Annotated in this window: 17 protein-coding genes; 10 read left to right on the top strand and 7 right to left on the bottom strand. The window is 64.7% G+C overall.

Annotated features, from left to right (window positions below):
• The first annotated feature begins 385 nt into the window (after positions 1-385).
• On the top strand, positions 386-1381 hold the full coding sequence (galE, locus tag QXZ85_RS16300; protein WP_315769677.1) for a UDP-glucose 4-epimerase GalE: 996 nt from the start codon (positions 386-388) through the stop codon (positions 1379-1381).
• A 41-nt stretch (positions 1382-1422) separates the two neighbouring features.
• Here galE and QXZ85_RS16295 read toward each other — a convergent pair whose 3' ends face one another.
• Entirely contained in the window at positions 1423-3057 is a 1635-nt protein-coding gene (locus QXZ85_RS16295; RefSeq protein ID WP_315706576.1) for an ABC transporter substrate-binding protein, read from the bottom strand.
• Between the two features lie 343 nt (positions 3058-3400).
• Positions 3401-3691 carry a GlsB/YeaQ/YmgE family stress response membrane protein gene (locus tag QXZ85_RS16290; RefSeq protein WP_315706577.1) on the bottom strand — a complete coding sequence of 97 codons (291 nt, stop codon included), beginning with the start codon at positions 3689-3691 and terminating at the stop codon, positions 3401-3403.
• A 431-nt stretch (positions 3692-4122) separates the two neighbouring features.
• Between QXZ85_RS16290 and QXZ85_RS16285 the strand changes: the two genes are divergently transcribed.
• The 3 genes from QXZ85_RS16285 to QXZ85_RS16275 all read left to right on the top strand — a co-directional run bounded on the left by QXZ85_RS16285 (position 4123) and on the right by QXZ85_RS16275 (position 9066).
• Positions 4123-5619: an amidase gene (locus tag QXZ85_RS16285; protein ID WP_315706578.1), complete on the top strand. Its 1497-nt coding sequence runs from the start codon at positions 4123-4125 to the stop codon at positions 5617-5619.
• Positions 5620-5749: 130 nt separating this feature from the next.
• The gene (locus QXZ85_RS16280; RefSeq protein ID WP_316174451.1) at positions 5750-7495 is read left to right on the top strand and encodes an amidohydrolase; all 1746 of its coding nucleotides are present in this window, start codon (positions 5750-5752) and stop codon (positions 7493-7495) included.
• Positions 7496-7578: 83 nt separating this feature from the next.
• A complete protein-coding gene (locus QXZ85_RS16275; RefSeq protein WP_315766664.1) occupies positions 7579-9066 on the top strand; it encodes an MFS transporter in 1488 nt (495 codons plus the stop codon).
• A 13-nt stretch (positions 9067-9079) separates the two neighbouring features.
• On the opposite strand, the gene QXZ85_RS16270 is transcribed toward QXZ85_RS16275, so the two are convergent.
• From QXZ85_RS16270 to QXZ85_RS16260, 3 genes are all read right to left on the bottom strand, one after another.
• Positions 9080-9352 (bottom strand): hypothetical protein, encoded by a 273-nt coding sequence (locus tag QXZ85_RS16270; protein ID WP_315727578.1) that lies wholly within the window; start codon positions 9350-9352, stop codon positions 9080-9082.
• 102 nt (positions 9353-9454) lie between these two features.
• The gene (locus tag QXZ85_RS16265; RefSeq protein WP_315706582.1) at positions 9455-9940 is read right to left on the bottom strand and encodes a hypothetical protein; all 486 of its coding nucleotides are present in this window, start codon (positions 9938-9940) and stop codon (positions 9455-9457) included.
• A 149-nt stretch (positions 9941-10089) separates the two neighbouring features.
• A complete protein-coding gene (locus QXZ85_RS16260) occupies positions 10090-10698 on the bottom strand; it encodes a TetR/AcrR family transcriptional regulator (RefSeq protein WP_315766666.1) in 609 nt (202 codons plus the stop codon).
• A gap of 102 nt (positions 10699-10800) precedes the next feature.
• Here QXZ85_RS16260 and QXZ85_RS16255 point away from each other — a divergent pair, with 102 nt between their 5' ends.
• The 5 genes from QXZ85_RS16255 (at position 10801) to QXZ85_RS16235 (ending at position 14794) form a co-directional block, all read left to right on the top strand.
• Positions 10801-11490: a PspA/IM30 family protein gene (locus QXZ85_RS16255; RefSeq protein WP_315706584.1), complete on the top strand. Its 690-nt coding sequence runs from the start codon at positions 10801-10803 to the stop codon at positions 11488-11490.
• Between the two features lie 49 nt (positions 11491-11539).
• Positions 11540-11815, top strand: a complete 276-nt coding sequence (locus QXZ85_RS16250) for a YiaA/YiaB family inner membrane protein (protein ID WP_315706585.1) — start codon at positions 11540-11542, stop codon at positions 11813-11815.
• A gap of 240 nt (positions 11816-12055) precedes the next feature.
• Positions 12056-13060: a hypothetical protein gene (locus QXZ85_RS16245; RefSeq protein WP_316174449.1), complete on the top strand. Its 1005-nt coding sequence runs from the start codon at positions 12056-12058 to the stop codon at positions 13058-13060.
• Entirely contained in the window at positions 13057-14256 is a 1200-nt protein-coding gene (locus QXZ85_RS16240) for a hypothetical protein (protein ID WP_316174448.1), read from the top strand. Before QXZ85_RS16245 ends, QXZ85_RS16240 begins: the two co-directional genes overlap by 4 nt.
• A 160-nt stretch (positions 14257-14416) precedes the next feature.
• The gene (locus QXZ85_RS16235; RefSeq protein WP_315706588.1) at positions 14417-14794 is read left to right on the top strand and encodes a hypothetical protein; all 378 of its coding nucleotides are present in this window, start codon (positions 14417-14419) and stop codon (positions 14792-14794) included.
• A gap of 47 nt (positions 14795-14841) precedes the next feature.
• On the opposite strand, the gene QXZ85_RS16230 is transcribed toward QXZ85_RS16235, so the two are convergent.
• Positions 14842-15693: an SDR family NAD(P)-dependent oxidoreductase gene (locus QXZ85_RS16230; protein WP_316174446.1), complete on the bottom strand. Its 852-nt coding sequence runs from the start codon at positions 15691-15693 to the stop codon at positions 14842-14844.
• Positions 15694-15918: 225 nt separating this feature from the next.
• On the opposite strand from QXZ85_RS16230, the gene QXZ85_RS16225 reads away from it, so the two are divergent.
• Positions 15919-17415: an aldehyde dehydrogenase family protein gene (locus QXZ85_RS16225; RefSeq protein WP_315706590.1), complete on the top strand. Its 1497-nt coding sequence runs from the start codon at positions 15919-15921 to the stop codon at positions 17413-17415.
• Between the two features lie 178 nt (positions 17416-17593).
• On the opposite strand, the gene QXZ85_RS16220 is transcribed toward QXZ85_RS16225, so the two are convergent.
• Positions 17594-17968, bottom strand: coding sequence for a LysR family transcriptional regulator (locus QXZ85_RS16220; protein WP_315706696.1), 375 nt, complete (start codon positions 17966-17968; stop codon positions 17594-17596).
• Positions 17969-18042 lie beyond the last annotated feature (74 nt).

Genomic DNA, 18042 nt, shown 5'->3' with positions numbered 1-18042 from the left:
TCCGTCCCTTCCGCGGGGGCTGTCACGATCCCGGATTTCGCCAACGAGGCCACCGCGATACGGCGCGAAATCGGAGAGCGAGCGCGAGCCGGAAGAGAATGACGACTCTCATACGATAGAACCATGCGGTGGGCCACCCCTGTTGATCGCAGAGGCGCCCCAGGATTGTCGCGATAGCTTCGTCCAGTCCAGCCCTTGCGGCGGGCCGCCGAATGTGGAACCCCGTGGTTCTCCCAGCTTGGGCGATCGCTCCGCCGCGGATTAACGTTATCGAAGATGCCGTTTTGTGCTTGCAGCGAGAATGGCTTATCGTCGGGATTTATTTGGCTGCGACCGGCACCGTCGGCAGGCCGGTTAAAGCGATTGAACAGAGGAATGCGTACTGATGCGGAATAGGGGCGCGATCCTGATTGCTGGTGGCGCCGGCTATATCGGATCTCATTGCAGCAAGGCGGTCGCAGAGGCCGGGTTTCTGCCCGTGTGCTACGACGATCTGACCTCGGGCCATCGCAGCTTCGTTCGCTGGGGACCGCTGGTGTTCGGCGACGTCGGCGACAGCGCCAAGGTCGCTTCGACCATCCGTCAATACGATGTCCAGGCAGTGATGCATTTCGCGGCGTCGAGTGCCGTCGGCGAGTCGCTGGCCCATCCGCAAAAATATTACGTTAACAATGTTGCCGGTACGCTCGGTCTGCTGCAGGGCATGCGTGAGGCCGGCTGTAACCGCCTGGTGTTCTCATCGACGGGAGCCGTCTACGGTAATGCGGGCCGCGAGCCGATCCCGGAAAGCGCGGCGGGGCCGACCGTCAATCCTTACGGCCGCTCGAAATACATGATCGAGCAGATCCTCGCCGATTATCGTGCTGCCTATGGCTTCAACGCGATCAGCCTGCGCTATTTCAACGCCTGCGGGGCCGATGCGTCGGGCCTGATCGGCGAATTGCGCGATCCCGAGACGCATCTGATCCCGCGCGCGCTGATGGCGATCCTGGGCCACGTGCATGATTTCGCGATCTTCGGCACCGACTATGATACGCCGGACGGCACGGCAGTGCGCGATTACATCCACGTCGACGATCTCGCCGCGGCGCATATCGCCGCCATCGAGCGGCTGCTTCAGGACGATCCAGGCGGCGCTTTCAATCTCGGCACCGGCACCGGCTATTCGGTGCGCGAGATCGTGGATGCGATCCGCAACGAGACCGGCGAGTCCGTGCCGCTGGTCTATCGCGAGCGCCGCGCCGGTGATCCCGCCATCCTGGTCGCCGATCCCTCCCAGGCCGAACGGCAGCTCGGATTCAAAGCTCGCCGCTCCGACCTCGGCCATATCATCCGCTCGGCCTGGGCCTGGCACCAGAAGGCGCATCCGCGCATCGCCTGACGATCGCAAGTGCGCCGCGTCAGGCCACGGCCTGATCAAGCCTATTCCAGATCGACGGCGTGATACTGCCCGGACTTGTCGAGCTGCGTGCCCCAGACCTTGTGCACCGCCTGGTGGTCGGACGGCCCGAAATTCACCTTCGGCCCGAGCCCGAGCTCGTAGTTGCGCATGTTCTCCATCGTGTCCACCAGCGCCTCGGTGTCGAACGCCGGGCCGACCCGCCGCAATCCTTCGATCAGGATGTTGGCCGTGAGGTAGGCTTCCAGTGACGCGTAATCCGGCTGCTCGCCGGGAAAGTATTTGGCGAGCGCCTTCTTGTAGTTCAGCGCCACCGAGGCATAGCTGTCCACCGGCGGCGTGACCTGGGTGCAGATGACGCCGTCCGCGAAGCGCGGGCCGAGCAGCATCAGCTCATTGGCGAGGCCGGTGCTGCCGACACCCGAGATCGTCGCGTAGATCATGTCCGGATAAAGCTCGCGAGTCTTCTCGATGAATTTCGCCGCCGGACGAAACGTCGCCACGAGCACGACTGCCTTGATCCCGGGTTTCCGGCGCAGTTGCGCCACCGCTGCATCGACGTTGACGGTGTTGCGATTGTAGTACATGCGGAGGATGGCGGGTGCATCGCCGCCGCGGAGGGTGCGAAGGGCTTTGGTCACGCCGTCCCACCCTGCATCGCCATAGGCGTCCTGTTGAGTGAGGACTGCGATCTCCTCCGGACGCAGACGCCGGATCTTCACCAGATAATGAATGATGGCATCGACCTCCTCGGCATAACCGGCGCGGAAGTTGAACACGTAACGGTCCGGTGGATCATGCCGGAGCGAGGGCGCGCCGGTGAACGCGCCGAAATAGAGCGCATGGTGCTCCAGCGCGTAGGGGACGGAGATCAGGGCGGTCGGGCTGCCGTAGTTTTCGATGAAGCCGAACACCTTGTCCTTCTCGTAAAGCTGCTTCATCGCGTCCAGCGTTCGCGTCGGCTCATAGCCGTCGTCGGCGGTGACCAGCTTGAGCTGCCGGCCGTGGACTCCGCCATTGTCGTTGACCTGGTTGAACGCGGTCTCGATACCCAGCTTGAGCTCGCGGCCCATGTCCCTGCCGGGCCCTCCGAACGGCGCTGCCATGCCGAGGCGGATCTCGGTGTCGGTGACGCCCTGGACCGCGCTCGTCGTCTGCAGGGCGCGTGCGGTCGGCGCAACGTTGGCGGTCCGCGTCTCGGGACTCGCCAAGCGATCGTCCTCGCGCAGCGGCGAGCCCGAGATTGGCGGAGCGGACGCAGCGGCAGGGGCCGCACTGGCCGAGGTCACGCTCGGAACGAAGGCGGGTGTTGCAATCGGCGGCGCGGCTGCGGTCGTTGGCGGACCCACCGACGCATCGGCGCGGCTATCGCTGAGAGGCGCGCCGGACCAGCGCGGCACCAGCACCAGCGCGGCGTAGCTGGCCGCTGCCGCGGCCAGTACCACGGCACCCAGCAGGAGAAGCACGTTGAATGATCTGCGCTCGCGGGGCGGCGGAGGAACGTCCTGTACGCCCAGCCTCGGAAAGCGATCAGGCGCCCTGATCCGGTCCTGCTCGGCATGCCAGAACATTTCCGGCAGCGAATCCGGGTCGTCGCCGCCATCAGTCACATATCTAGGATATTCGCTCTCGCCGCGCCGATCGGACAGACGTCCCATGATGGCTCCCCAATTCGCCTCGCGCATCCCATGTTGTCGTTGGATCTTTTTTCGGGATTGCTGCGCAGTCGCGCATTGCGGTCTCGCAGCCGGTGAAGGTTGCTCGAGGCCGCGGCGCCTCATCGACTAATCGTCAAGTGTTTTTGAGAGTATCGTCGCGTGAGTCGAAGTCGATCATCCCGACGATCTTGAGCCGAGATGATATGGCATAATGCGGCGGCAGTTTGTTCTTCGCGACATGTGCGCGAAGAAAACGAGGCCGCCTCCGTACAGCGATGTTGTGCGAATCGCGCGGTTCCAATCCAACACATGTCATATTGGAACTCAGGTGCCCTGATGCAGTTCACGCGCCGGATCGCGCGTGCCACAGCCAGATTGCCGCCAGCACGACGAGCGAGCCGATGAAGGCTGCCACGACGTCTCGCAGCGAAATGACGATGCTCTCCAGGCTGGGGAAGAGCCCGAACAATGCGAACAACGCGCCGCCGATGACGGCTCCTGCGCATCCGAGCCCGATGTTTGCAAGCAAGCCAAATCCGGCTTTGCGGCCTTTCACCAGCATCCCGGCGAGGCTGCCGCCAATCAGCCCGACCACGAGCCAGGTCGCTGCGTGCGCGATCGTAAACATTCTCATCCCCCTTGCTCTATCATTGATCTCGCCGATCTCGCGAGCAGACAGCTCAATCCGCCACTATCTAGGACGAAGCACATCGTTACTCTCCTGTCCGGAAAGTTACGGACGCATCACTGGCGACCGAGCGACGATCTCGGCAACAGGTCGAAGACAATTTTCCGCAAATGCAAATGCGAGCGGTGCGGCCGTGCGACTCGCACAAGCAACCTTTTGCATCTTGCGACCGATCTGGTTGCGGCAATGCTCATTGTAATCCTCTCAGGCATCGCCTGACAGAGCTTGGTTTCCCGCCATGTCGGCAATCGCAACTATTTCCATCGCGGACCGCGATGGCGCTTGATCTACCGCAAAGGTTTGGAATGCCCCGTGAGCTTCAATTTCGCGAACGCAGTCATGCGCGAGGGCGCGTGGACGAAAGCGCGGAGGCGCATATGATCGATAGACGAACGCTCATCAAAGGCGCCGGCGCGGCGTTGGTTGCGTCCGAGCTTGGCTTTGCGGCCGCGCGGGCCGAGGCCGACGATCCGCTCTCCTACGCCTCGGTCGACGATCTCATCGCCATGTTCCGGGCCAGGAAGGCGTCGCCGGTCGATCTCTTGAAGGCGCAGATCAAGCGGATCGAGGCCCTTAATTCGAAGGTCAATTGCATCACCTATGAGCACTTCGATCAGGCGCTCAAGGAGGCCAAACAGTCCGAAGACCGCTATCGGCGCGGGACCGCAAGGCCGCTGGAAGGAATCACGGTTGCCATCAAGGATGAATTCAGCAGGCCGGGTTGGCGGATCACGCAAGGCTCGCTCCTCCTCAAGGACTCGCCGCCCGCAACGGAAAGCTCGGCGATCACCGACGCGCTCGAGGCGGCCGGCGCCGTGATGCCGTTCCAGACGACGGTGCCGGAGTTCTACCTCTTCCTCGGCGCTTCGACCCGGGCCTGGGGCACCACACGCAATCCGTGGAATCTCGAATACTCCCCGGGCGGGTCGTCCGCCGGATCGGCGGCGGCGCTGGCCGCAGGTTTCGCGACGCTCGCCATGGGTTCGGATATGGGCGGCTCGATCCGGATTCCCGCCTCGCAATGCGGCCTCTATGGCTTCAGGCCGCCATTCGGGCGCGTCGCGGGTGGGGAAATCCCCTTCGCGACCTCGGGCCCGCTCGCGAGGCGGTTCGACGACATCGTCCATTTCCAGAACGCCATCGTCGGGCCTTCCGAGAAGAGCATGGCGACGATGCGGCCTCGTCTGGACTATCCCGCCCATTACCCGCGCCTTTCGGGGTGGCGCATCGCCGTGGATTGGGGCGCCGCCATTGCCGACGTCATCCCGCCGGTGAAGGCGGCGATGCTGAAGGGGATCGAGAGCTTGCGCGCGGCCGGTTGCGTCGTGGACGAGGTCGATTGCGGCTTCTCGAAGTCCCAGAAGTTCGTCTACATTCGCGGGCTGATGTCGACCTCCATCGGCACTGCGATCGAGATCTCGAATGCCCATCGAGATCAGCTCTCGCCCTATATGACCGAGATGCTCGACCAGATCGGAGCCGTCGGACCGCGCCAGGCCGAAGAAGCCGAACAGCTGCTGGACCAACTGCACCGGCAAGTCCAACAACGCGTGTTCGGGAAAGGCTACCGCGTCTTGCTCATGCCGACGATGGCGACGCCGCTTGTCCGCGCCGACATGTTCAAGAGCAAGGAGGACAAGGTGGACCCGTGGGTGGGCACCGGACTGGGCTTCGCGCTGACCTGGCACTGGAACCTCCTCAACCGCTATCCGGTCATCGATGTCCCGCTTGGCGTGGTCGAGGATCGGATGCCCTCGGGCATGCAGGTGATCGGTCAGACCTACACCGATCTCGACACTTTCCAGTTCGCGTCCAACTGGTCTCGACTCCGGCCGGCCCTGTTTGCTGGCGGCCGATTCCCGAGCTTCACCTGATGCTGGGGAGACATTCGGCAGCGACGCAGCTTGCCGGGCTGCGGACGTCCTGAAGGGGAAAACAATGTGCATTGCATGCGGTCCAACCATCAGTTCGCTTTTTGCGGCATCGAAGTCGGACGCCGGAGGAATGACGCGTCGGCAGATGGTCGCGACCGCTGCTGCGGCCGCAACATTCGCGGCCTCTTCCTCGGCTCCAGCCTGGGCCGCCCCCAACCGTACGACCGTCTTTCGCGGTGGCCGCGTCTACACGGTGGAGGAGTCCAAGCCCTGGGCGCAGGCTGTCGTCGTCAAGGGAGAAAAGATCGCCTATGTCGGCGATGATGCTGGGGCCATGAAGTTTGCCGGACGCGGGGCGGAGGTCATCGACCTCCAGGGACGCATGTTGATGCCGGGTTTCGTGGAGGCGCATTGGCACCTTTGCACGCTTGCGTTCGCCCGCGGCGCCTGGGTCAATGAGGAAGATCCGGAGCGCATCTACGCCATCCTCCGCGACTATGCGAAAACGCATCCCGACGAAAAGTTCATCCTTGGCTTCGGATGGATCGCTGCCGCGTTTCCTGCTTCAGGGCCTCGCAAGGAAGCGCTGGACGCGATCTTCCCCGACCGGCCCGTACTGCTCGTGAGCTGCGACCTGCACAGCTACTGGGTCAATTCCAGGCTGCTGGAGATGGCCGGCATTACGAAGGATACCCCGCGCGATGTCGTGCCCGGCTCCTCCTGGTACGAAAAGGATCCCAATGGCGAGCCGACCGGCTTCATCTCGGAAGTGCCGGCGCTGTTCGCGGTGCTGCAGACGCTCGAAAAGCACGGCATCGAACCCTTCGGCCTGAAGTCGGCTGCCGCGGCGATCGAGGAATGGCAGCCCAAGCTCGCGGCTGCCGGCATCACCACCTTCTTCGATGCGGGCTTCAGCGCGTGGCCGACCGAGCAGCATCACGGTTTCGACATGCTGGTCGACCTCGAGAAGCGCGGCAAGTTGTTGCAGCGCGTGATTGGCAGCCTCTATCACAATGATCCCAATGTCGATCCGTTGCCGACCATTCGGGCCTATCGGAAGCGCTATCGCACCCCGCTGGTCAAGGCGGACGTGCTCAAGCTGATCGTCGATGGCACCGAGCTGAGCCGTACCGCCTATCTGTTGGAGCCTTATGCCGGGCAGCCGGATCGGCGCGGCGAGCCGTTATTGCCCTCGCCCGTGTTGAACCGGATCCTGCGCCAGGCGCATGCGGAGGGGATCGATACGCACCTTCATGCCGTGGGCGATGCCGCGGTCCGAATGAGCCTCGACGGCTACGAAGCCGCGTTTGGCAAGAACGGGCCCGGCGACCGCCGCCATACCATCTGCCACGCATTCCTCACCGCGCCGTCGGATATTCCGCGTTTCAGAAAGCTTGGCGTGATCGCGAATACCCAGATCCAGTGGGGCGTGCCGGATATCAGCCAGCGTCGCGTCCGCGAGATCTACGGCGAAGAGCGCTGGAGCCGCATGTACACCTTCAAGACGTTCATCGACGAAGGCGTCACGGTTTCGTTCGGAATGGATGCCCTGGCGACCGGCTCCAAGGTCGTCATCAAGCCGCTCGAGGCGTTGCAGGCCGGCCATACGCGTCAGGAGCCAGGCAAGCCCGACGGCCTGGTTCATCCGCCTGCGACCGAACGCCTGAGCCTGCCGGAACTCATCCGAGGCTATACCCTCAACGGCGCCTACCAGCTTCGCATGGAGGATAAGATCGGCTCCATCAAGGTCGGCAAGCTGGCCGATCTGATCGTGCTCGAGAAGAACCTGTTCGATGTCGCGCCTCACGAAATCGGCAAGGTCAATATTCAGCTGACAATGATGAACGGTCGGATGACTCACCGCAGCGGGATCTAACCGGGAGCAGTGAACGTGCTGGAGCCGAGCGCGCACGGATGGAACAGAGCTTGGATCGATGGTGTTCGCGGACGGGTGCACTGATGTCGAAACGTAATCGCTGGCTGATCCTGCTGACCGTATCCAGCGCGCTGGCTCTGATCGTCATCGACATGACGGTGCTGTATACGGCGCTGCCTAGCCTCACCCGTGAGCTTGCGGCGACGGCGTCGGAGAAGCTGTGGATCGTCATGGCTTACGGCCTTGTCGTTGCCGGTCTGCTTCCCGGCTTCGGCGCCCTCGGCGATCGCCTCGGCCACAAACGGACATTCGTCGGCGGTCTTGTGGTGTTCGGGATCGCGTCCATCGTGGCGGCCTACTCGCCAACGCCGGCGGTTCTGATCGGCGGGCGGGTTCTGCTCGCCATCGGTGCGGCGCTGATGATGCCGGCGACCCTGTCGATCATTCGCGTCACCTTCACCGACGATCACGAACGGGCGCTTGCCATCGGCATCTGGGGAGCCGTTGCGTCGAGCGGCGCGGCCGTCGGCCCGCTCGTCGGCGGCGTGCTGCTGGAATATTTCTGGTGGGGATCGGTCTTCCTGATCAACGTTCCCCTGGTCGTCCTTTCCCTCGCCGCCGCGCTGCTGCTCATTCCTGCGCCGGGCGACCGCCCCGGCCGCAACTGGGACCTGGTGGGTTCGCTACAGGCGATGGCCGGGCTGGTCGGCTTCGCCTATGTCGTCGAGGAGTTGGGGAGCGCCAGTCCCCCTTACGCCGTCATGGCGGCCGCGGCAGTCGGCACGGTCGTCATGTTGTTGGTCTTCATCCGCCGCCAACTGGGTCTCAAGGAGCCCCTCATCGACTTCACATTGTTCAGCAACCGCGAATTCACGCTCGGCGTGATGACAGCGATCGTCGCGGCGCTTGCCATCGCCGGTCCCGAACTGGCGATCAGCCAGCGTCTGCAGCTTGTGCTCGGATATTCGCCGCTGCAGGCGGCGCTATATATCCTGCCGGCCCCCCTGGCGGCGTTCGTCGGCGGACCGCTGGCGAGCCTGGCGCTCCGTCGCGTGGGAGCGGCAAACACCATGGGGGGCGCGCTGCTGATCGGCGGTCTCGGCGCAGCGGGCTATCTCCTCTGCTACGACGCAAATCTCGTCCTGCAATTGATCTGCTTCGCAATCAACGGCCTTGGACTGGGGGCATCCATGGCGACCGCGTCCAACGCGGTCATGAATCACGCGCCCGAGGGCCGCGAAGGCATGGCCGCCTCGATCGAGGAAGTCTCGGTCGAACTCGGCGGCACCATCGGCATCAGTATCTTCGGCAGCATCCTGTCCGGGGTCTATACCGCCTTCATGGTGCTGCCGGACGGGCTCGGCGTCCCCGACGCCGCGCGCGACAGCATCGACGAGGCCCTGATCGCGGCAGAGCGCCTGCCGGCCGAAGCGGCGGCGCTCGTCACCTCAAACGCCCATGCTGCCTTCGACCATGCCTTCGTCGCGGTCATCTTCCTCGCCAGCGCGTTGCTGCTAGGCACAGCTCTGCTGGTGCGGACGAAACAAACAGCTTCGAATAAGGCTGCTTGAACAGGTTCGACCGTCACGCGGCGGCAGATGGCGTCTGTTCACGCGGTCCCGTGAAGGCCATCTCCGCGCGCTCACGCTCGAGCGACCAGGAGCCGATCTCCTCGCCATCGCGGAAGAAATGGACGCTTCGCGCCGAGAGCTGGCCGTGATCGTCGCGGATCATCCGCAGCAGGCTCTGCGCCAGGCGCGAATGATCGACGGGAAGGCGAAGGTCGAGAAAATCGTCGCAATGGTCCGGCAGCGGCCTGCCGTTTATATCGCGAACTTCCATGCGTATCTGTGCCATCGTTCGATTGAACGACAACAGGCCTTTCCGACCGGTAAATGCGCGCACGTTTAAACGTCAGCGCGAGCGGGGATCCGCAAAGTCGATCAGGTTGCGGCCGGATCAATCCGCCGGCCCGTAACTGCAGGTGGCACCGCCACCGGCCTTGTCCTTGAGGGCCGCCGGATCGAGCGTGCAATCGAGCTTCGAGAGACTTTCGAACACCGAGCCTGCCGCGCCGTCGGACGGAATGCCGGCCGTGGCGAGGGTTGCGTAAATCTCGTTGGCGGCGCGGCCGGTCAACTTCTCCGTGCTCTTGCCGAAGGTCAGTTCGCAGGACCGCGCCGTGATGTCGACGTTGGAGGTGCGGCAGACGATCTTGTCGGCGGCAACGGTGATCTTGTCCTTGTAGGAGGCATCGGGATTGCCGTCGAAGATGCCCGCCACCGCCTTCTTGTAGACAGCCGGAAGCAGCGGAGAATAAGGCGCCACGACTCCGGCCAGCGCCAGGGCCGCCGCGCCATTGACGGTGTTGGCACCGGCGGCCAGCGCCGCCGAGGGCGGCAGCGTTGCGGCGAAGATGAGGACAGTCACGATCGATCGTTTCATGGTGATGCTTCCTTGCCGATTCACTGGAGCGGAGCCTCCAGACCGGTCAGCGCTCCATAATCCCCGTTGCCGCTGACAACCATAAATGCATTGACGGTTTCGCTGTGAATTCTCCGTGAATGCAATAAGCCGGCCATCCCCAGCACGGTTCATCCCGCCGCAGCCACCAGGCCCGTCACCATCGCTTTCACCATGGTGGTGATCTCCCGGCGCAGGAGGGCGAGCGGGACGGCGACCAGCTTCCGTTCGAGCCCCAGCGCCACCATGCCGTGCACCGCGGAGAACAGGCTCCGCGCGGTGATGCTGCTTTCCTCCGCCGAGCGGCGCGGGAAGAGAACAGCGAGCGGCTGGTGGATGTGGCGAAACAGATGCATCTGCTCGCTGACCGCCCAATCGGGCAGCGGCTTGTCCGGCGCCATCCGATGCTCGAACAGGGCCCGCCAGAGTTCGAGATTCTTGGCCGCGAAATCACAATAGGCGAGCGCGATGCGGACCAGGGCTGCTTCAGGGACGGACGGCCCGCCGCTGTCCGCCGCGGCCAATTCGGCATCGAGTCGGGCGAGGGTGCGCGATCCCACCAAGAGCACGAGTTCGTCGACATCGGCCACGAGATTATAGACGGCACCATTGGCAACGCCGATCTCCTGGGCCAGGTCCCGGGTTTTCAGGCCAGCCAAGCCTTTGGCAGCAATTGCTTTTTCTGCGGCATCGATCAGCGCCTCGCGCTGCTTTGCGCGTCGTTCCAAGGTTTTGGACATCCTTAACCATTTTCTTGAGCGACGTTCAAAATATGTCTTGAGCGCCGCTCATATTTTCTCTATAACAAATCTATGAGCAATGCTCATAGCAGGGAGCCGACAATGTTCAAGACCGTTCTGACACTGTTTCGCGGCAGCGCCGCTGTGGTGGAGGACGAGCTGCAGGACCGCACTGCGCTCGTGCTGCTGGACCAGCAGATGCGCGATGCCGCCGCCGCCCTCGATCGCAGCAAGCGGGCGCTGGCGATCGCGATCGCGCAGGACCAGCAGGAGGGCAGGCGGCTGGAGGCCGTCCAGGGCCGGATCGCCGATCTCGAAATCCGGGCCACCGCCGCACTGGATGGCGGGCGCGAAGATCTCGCGCGCGAGGCGGCGCAGGCGATCGCCAATCTGGAGGCCGAGCGCGATGCGGCCAGTACGGCGCGGGCGCTGTTCGCGGCTGAGACGGTGCGGCTGAAGCGCCATGTGGCGAATGCCGAAGCGCGGATCAATGAGCTCGATCGCGGCCGGCGCATCGCGCGCGCTGCTGAAGCCGTTCGCGCGCTACGCCGTGGCGGCATCGAGGCGGCGCGGCCTTATGAATGCACCTTGCCGGAAGCGGAAGCGACCTTGAAGCGGTTGCGCGAACGGCAGCTGGAAGTGCAGGCGGCCGACGAGGCGCTGATGGAGCTCGATGCGGCCACAGCCCCGCTCAGCGTCGCCGAAAAGCTCGCGGCGCAGGGTTTTGGCCCGCGCATCAAGAGCACCGCCGACGACGTGCTGGCCCGGCTGAAGGCGAAGCGCGCCGCCTGACCCCATTCATATCCGATCAACCGCCACCCAATCTCAACAGGAGACGACCATGAATCAGAATGCTCAACCCCACACCGGTGCCTGGGTCACCTTCACCTACGGCTCTTTCGCCGCTTCCGCCTTCCTCGTCGCGCTCGGCATCTTCTTCCTGCCGATCGATCTCTGGATGAAAGGCTACCTGACGATGGGCATCGTGATGCTGGTGCAGACCTGCGTGACCCTGACCAAGACCGTCCGCGACAACCACGAGAGCAGCAGGCTCGTGAACCGCATCGAGGATGCCAAAGCCGAGCGCCTGCTGATGGAGGTCTCCAAGGCGGCGTAGAAGACGGTCTGACTTCCTCCATGGACCAGAGAGGCGGTGGCCGCGGCAGCGCCCACCGTCTTTCGTGTTGCCCGACTTTTTGTTCAATCTGCGTTTACTGTGACAGGCAGCGCGTCGACGCGTCTGTGGCGTCTTCATGCGGGGTGGTGCATGGGTTGCGGCAAAGCAGGAAGCCTGGCGGATGGGTCCTAACCGCTGCATCATGGTCTTCTAGGGATTCTTGGACGGAGCGCGCGCGGCATGAGGATCTGGACGGTGCTGCGCAGGGGCTATGACTACACTGTCTTCTGGCTGAAGGCGCTGGCGCAGGAGGATATGAATCTCACCCTGCGCACCCATGCCGGCCTGCGCACGCGGATCATCGAAAGCCCGGGCCGGACACTCGACGAGGCCGCGCTTGCGGCACTCGTTTCCGATCTCAGGACGGTCGCCGCGAAGACGATGCCGGAAGGCAGCCTCACCTACGGCATCTTCTCCGGCGATCGCGGGACTTTATCGCGCGCGATCGTGACCCTGGTGTCGGAAGAGGCCGGCGGCCGGCCGATCGCATTCAATGCGCTCTCGGTGATGGAGGTCGTGCGGGACGGCGAGCCGCAGCAGGTGATCCATCTCGGCCTCGTGATGGTCGATCCTGATGTCCGCGGCCGGGGCCTGTCGGGCGTGCTCTACGGCCTGACGACGCTGCTGCTCTTCATCCGCGACGGCCTGCGTCCGAAATGGATCTCCAACGTGACGCAGGTGCCGGCCGTGGTCGGCATGGTCTGCGAGACCTTCTCCGACGTATTTCCCACTCCGCAACAGGGGGCGCGGTCGAGCTTCATCCATCTGCAGCTCGCGCGCGGCATCATGCAGGCGCATCGCGCCGTGTTCGGTGTCGGCGAGGACGCCGGCTTCGACGAGGCACGCTTCGTCATCACCAATGCCTATACCGGCGGATCCGACGCGCTGAAGAAGACCTTCGAGGTCGCGCCCAGGCATCGCGATCAGATCTACAACGACTTCTGCGCCCGCGAGCTCGATTATGTCAGAGGGGACGACCTGCTGCAGCTCGGCCGCATCGATCTGGCGGCCGCGCGCCGTTATCTGTTGCGCGAGCTGCCGTCGGGCTCGTTGCCGGCCCTGCTTGCAACCTCCGCCGTGCTGGCGCTGCAGCGGCTGATCCTGCCGCTCCTTCACTGGTTCGACGACACCAGGACTTTCGGCAGCCTGCGGCCGCGAGTGCGGGCGGTCAAGGGGGCGGCATGACGCCGGGCCTCGTCGCCGATTCCATCGTCAATCTGTGTGGCGGCATCGGGCTGACCATTGCCGGCGCGATGCTGTATCGGCGTGATCCGCGCGGCGCGCTGACCGCACGGCTCGTGTTCGTTCTCGGCATCGTCGCAGTTCTGTTCCTGTTGCGCGGGGTGGCCTGGTGGAGCGGCAACGCGGCGCTCGATCGCATTTCGGTCATTCCTGCCGCATTGATCCCGCTTGGCGCGCTGCTAGTCACGGAGGGCCTGTTGCGGCGGCACGCGCATCGCGCCTTGAAGGCGCTGGCGCTGTTCGGTGGCATCCTCATGGGTCTTGTAGGAGCGGTCGCGCCTGCCGGGATCGAGACCGTCTACACGCTCGTGCTGTCCGCCTTCCAGCTCGCAAGTTTTGCGGTCTGCGCGCTTCTCCTGCTCACGCGCGACCGGAGCACGCTGCTCGCCGCGGAAAATCGCGCCATCGATCGCGTCGCGGTTGGTGCGCTGCTGGTGATCCCCTTCATCGTGACCGATTTCAAGGCGCTGGCGCCTGATATGCCGGTGCGGCTCGGCGCGCTCGGTGCGCTGCTCGTCGTCACCGCGATCCTGCTCGCGGGCTCCAGCGCCGAGACGCAGCGGCAGGGCCTCTGGCTCACCGCGCTGCGGCTCGTCGCCTCCGCCTTGCTCGGCATTGCGGCGGCCTGCGTTTGGCCCGATGTCGATGCGGCGCAGATCGTCCGCCTTGGCGCGGTGGCGATGGCCGGGGTGCTGACCATCGGTCTGATGACGGACGCGTTGCGGGCGCTGCTGGAGGCGCGCGAGCCGGGCGTGCTCGCTTCGATCGGGGCTTCGAGCGCGCGTACGCGCGACGAGCTGATCAGCGAGCTGGCGCGGCAGCCGGTATTCGAGACTGCGCGCCGCCATCGCGAGGCGGAGCTCGCGGCCTATGATCCGCAGCTGTTGCGTGACCTGCTCGCGTGCCACCGCGTGCTGCGGCGTGCCGACGCGCCATGGGGCCTATCGTCGACCGATGCGGCGGTCGAGCGCCTGGTCGCGCTCATGCTGGCCGAAGGCGCCACCCACATCATCGTCCTGTCGCACCAGCCGGTCGACCTGATCGTGCTCGCGGTGCCCGTGATCTCGGCCGATCCCGCGACCGAGACCGCGCTGGCCCTGGTGCGGCAATTGCTGGTGCTGACGCCGGACCGGACGTGAGCGCGATGTCCGCATCAATCCCAAACGCGCGAAGCGTTCCAATTTAGAATCGCTTTCGCCCGGCGCCGCGGCGATCCCGCATTTGCTACTATGATGGCTGGACTTGCGGCCAAGCTTCGATATAGTTCTATATATATAACGAGACCGGAGACGAACCTCGATGGAGATCGAGCCCAAGTCCCTGACCTGCTGCACTGTGTCCGAGGACGGCGGCGCCATTTCTCTCGGATTCCTTGATGCGCAGGGGCAGGAGGCGAGGCTGAAATTGTCGCTCAACCAAGTCGGCGCGCTGGCGATGACCTTGCCTGGGCTGATCGACAAGGCGCTGCAGACGCGGTTCGGCGACGCGTCGCTGCGCTATGCCTATCCGCTGGCGTCATGGGCGGTCGAGCAGTCGTCCGATCCGACCCAGCGCATGCTGACCTTCCGCACCGTCGATGGTTTTTCGGTCTGCTTCTCGATGCCACGGGATCAGCAATGCGAACTCGGCGAGGCGCTGGTCGCGCAGCCGGAGCCGGTCGCAATCCGAGCGAATTGATCCTGCTCGCTCCGCCGGAAGTTGCGCTCGTCGCGACGACGGATGGACTACTTCCCTCTCACGAACGCCGCGAACGCATCCGCATAGTCCGGGTGCCAGCGCGACAGAGGAGGGCGGTTCTCGACGATGTCGCCGGCCGCCCACAGGATGCGCCGCTCGTCGAGCGCGCGCGGCACGTCGTTATCGGGACAAAGGATGTAGAAGTCGCCGGCGTTGACACGCTCCAGCATGAAATCGACCGTCTGTTCCGGCGTCCAGGCGGCAGCCGGCTTCTCGATGCGGCCGTTGGCGGTCAGCGGCGTGAACACGAAGCCCGGAATGAACAGATGCGCCGACACCTGGCAACCGGGCGTGTTGCGCAGTTCGTGCTGCAGAGCCTCGGTAAAGGCCTTCACGCCGGCCTTGGAGACGTTGTAGGCGGGATCGCCCGGCGGCGTGGTGATGCCTTGTTTGGAGCCGGTGTTGATGATGAGAGCCGGCTTGCCGCGCGCGATCATCCCGGGCGCGAACACCTGCGAGCCGTTGATGATGCCCCAGAGGTTGACGCCGAGAATGCGCTGCCAGTTGTCGAGCGGGCCGAACATCTTGCTGCCGGGCTGGATGCCGGCATTGTTCAAGAGCAGGTCGGTGCCGCCGAAGCGCGTCCGGACCGCTTCCTCCAGTTCGACCACGCTCTCGCGCCGGCTGACGTCGACGTTTGCCGTCATCACCGCGGCCGCCCCGTGCTTTGCAATCGATGACAGTCTTGTGGCGGCCTGTTCGAGGCGCTTGTCATCGACATCGGCGATGCAGACCTTCATGCCGAGGCCGGCGAGCCGCATTGCGGCGGCAAGGCCGATGCCGGAGGCGCCGCCGGTGATGACGGCAGTGTGATCGGGCGACAGGGCAGGATGGGGCACGGTGGATCTCCCGGCGGTTGCGATCGTGATGCTGGGCTCGACTTATGCCACAGCCATGGCGTCATCATCCACGCTGTCGGCATGGGTGGTCTTCGCGGACGCAACGCGGCCTTCACTTTACCGCGAGTTGGCTTCGCTGTAGATTTTCGGACATAACGGCATTGCGCTTTGCCGCAATCCGAGCTCCAGCAAATCGCAACCACCAGAGATCGAGGGAGAAACACCATGGCTGTGACCGAAGCCATTTCGCTCGCGCGCCATCCTTTCGCCGACGGGTCCTACAAGAAGATGCTGATCGACGGGCAGTGGATCGATGCCGCCTCGGGCAAGCGCTTCGAGACGCGCAATCCGGCGACCGGCGAATTGCTGGCCACCGTGGCGGAGGGCGATGCCGAGGACATCAACCGTGCGGTCGCCGCGGCGCGCCGCGCCTTCGAGGGCCCCTGGAGCAAGGTCAGGCCCTATGAGCGGCAGATGCTGCTGCTCAAGCTCGCCGACCTCGTGGAGAAGCATTTCGACGAGCTCTCCGCGCTCGATACCGTCGACATGGGCGCGCCGCTCAGCCGCACCCGCGCCTATCGCGGCCGCGCGCTCGGCATGTTGCGTTACTACGCCGGCCAGGCCACCGCGATCCACGGCGAGACCATCGAGAACTCGCTGCCCGGCGAGATCTTCTCCTACACGCTGAAGGAGCCGGTCGGCGTGGTCGGCGCCATCATTCCCTGGAACGGGCCGCTGACGGCGACGATCTGGAAGATCGGGCCGGCGATCGCGACCGGCTGCACCGTCGTGCTGAAGCCGGCGGAGGAGGCGCCGCTGACCTCGCTGCGGCTTGCCGAATTGTGCCTGGAGGCCGGCATTCCCGCAGGAGTGGTCAACGTTGTGCCGGGCTATGGCGAGACGGCGGGCGCGGCGCTCGCCTCGCATCCGGATGTCGACAAGGTCGCCTTCACCGGCTCGCACGTCACGGGCCAATCGATCATCCGCGCCTCGGCCGGCAACCTCAAGCGCGTCTCGCTCGAGCTCGGCGGCAAGTCGCCGGACATCGTGTTCGCGGATGCCGATCTCGATGCGGCGGTGCCGGGTGCGGCGATGGCGGTGTTCGCCAATTCCGGACAGATCTGCAGCGCCGGCACGCGGCTGTTCGTCGAGAGCAAGGTCTACGACGAGTTCGTCGGCCGCGTCGCCGAATATGGCAGGCAGCTCAAGGTCGGCAACGGCCTCGATCCGAACGTGCAGGTCGGCCCGCTGGTGTCGCAGCAGCAATATGACCGCGTCTCGGATTATCTGGCGATCGGCCAGAAGGAGGGCGCGCGTGCGCTCGCCGGCGGCGGACGTCTCACCGAGGGGGCGCTCGCCAAGGGCTATTTCGTGCAGCCGACCGTGTTCGCCAATGTCGCCGACTCCATGCGCATCGCGCAGGAGGAGATCTTCGGCCCGGTGATCTCCGCGATCCGGTTCGAGGATATGGATGACCTGATCAAGCGTGCCAATGCCACCATGTTCGGCCTCGGCTCCGGGGTGTGGACGAGCAATGTCAGCAAGGCGCACCAGCTCGCCAGGGCGTTGCGCGCCGGCTCGGTCTGGGTCAACTGCTATCAGGCGATGGATCCGGCGGTGCCGTTCGGCGGCTACAAGATGAGCGGCTATGGCCGCGAGTCAGGCAAGCAGCACGTCGAGGAATATCTCAACGTCAAGGCGGTGTGGGTGAAGACGGCTTGAGCCTGACGAGATTTGGTGAAGCTCTCAAGGCATCGGTGGTGCGCGCCCTCCCCCCTTGCGGGGGAGGGGGGTACGCAGGAAAGACTGCCTTTGTTGACCGCCACCCCCGACCCCTCCCCGCAAGGGGGAGGGGAGCGCACCGCCCCCGCGGCTTCAATGCACATTCGTCACAACCGAACTACTTCGCGCCCTTCTTCGGCTTCGCGATATCGTTGCGCAAGGCGGTGAGCTCCTTTTTCACCGCGCTCGCCGCCTCGCGTTCGATTCGGCGATAACGCGCGACCAGCGTTTCCCCGAACGGGGTCAGCGCCGCGCCGCCGCCGTTCTTGCCGCCGGCCTGTCGTTCGACCACCGGCTGGCGACAGACGCGGTTGATCTCGTCGACGAGATCCCAGGCGCGCTTGTACGACATGTCCATGGCGCGGCCCGCGGCCGAGATCGAGCCGTGCCGGCCGATATTCTCCAAGAGCGCGATCTTGCCCGGTCCGATCCGGTCTCCGGACTCAAGGTCGATGCGCAGGCTGAGAGAGGGAAGGGCGCTCGTTTTCGGCATGGCGGCGATGCTTTCCAGTGTCCCGCGCCAGACACGCCAGGTGGCTGACGTGGTGAGGTGACGCCGGGACATTG

Source organism: Bradyrhizobium sp. SZCCHNGR1005, assembly GCF_032489995.1.
Lineage (GTDB): Bacteria > Pseudomonadota > Alphaproteobacteria > Rhizobiales > Xanthobacteraceae > Bradyrhizobium.
Note: the sequence above shows the minus strand (reverse complement) of the source record. Positions and strands in the feature narration are given on the sequence as shown.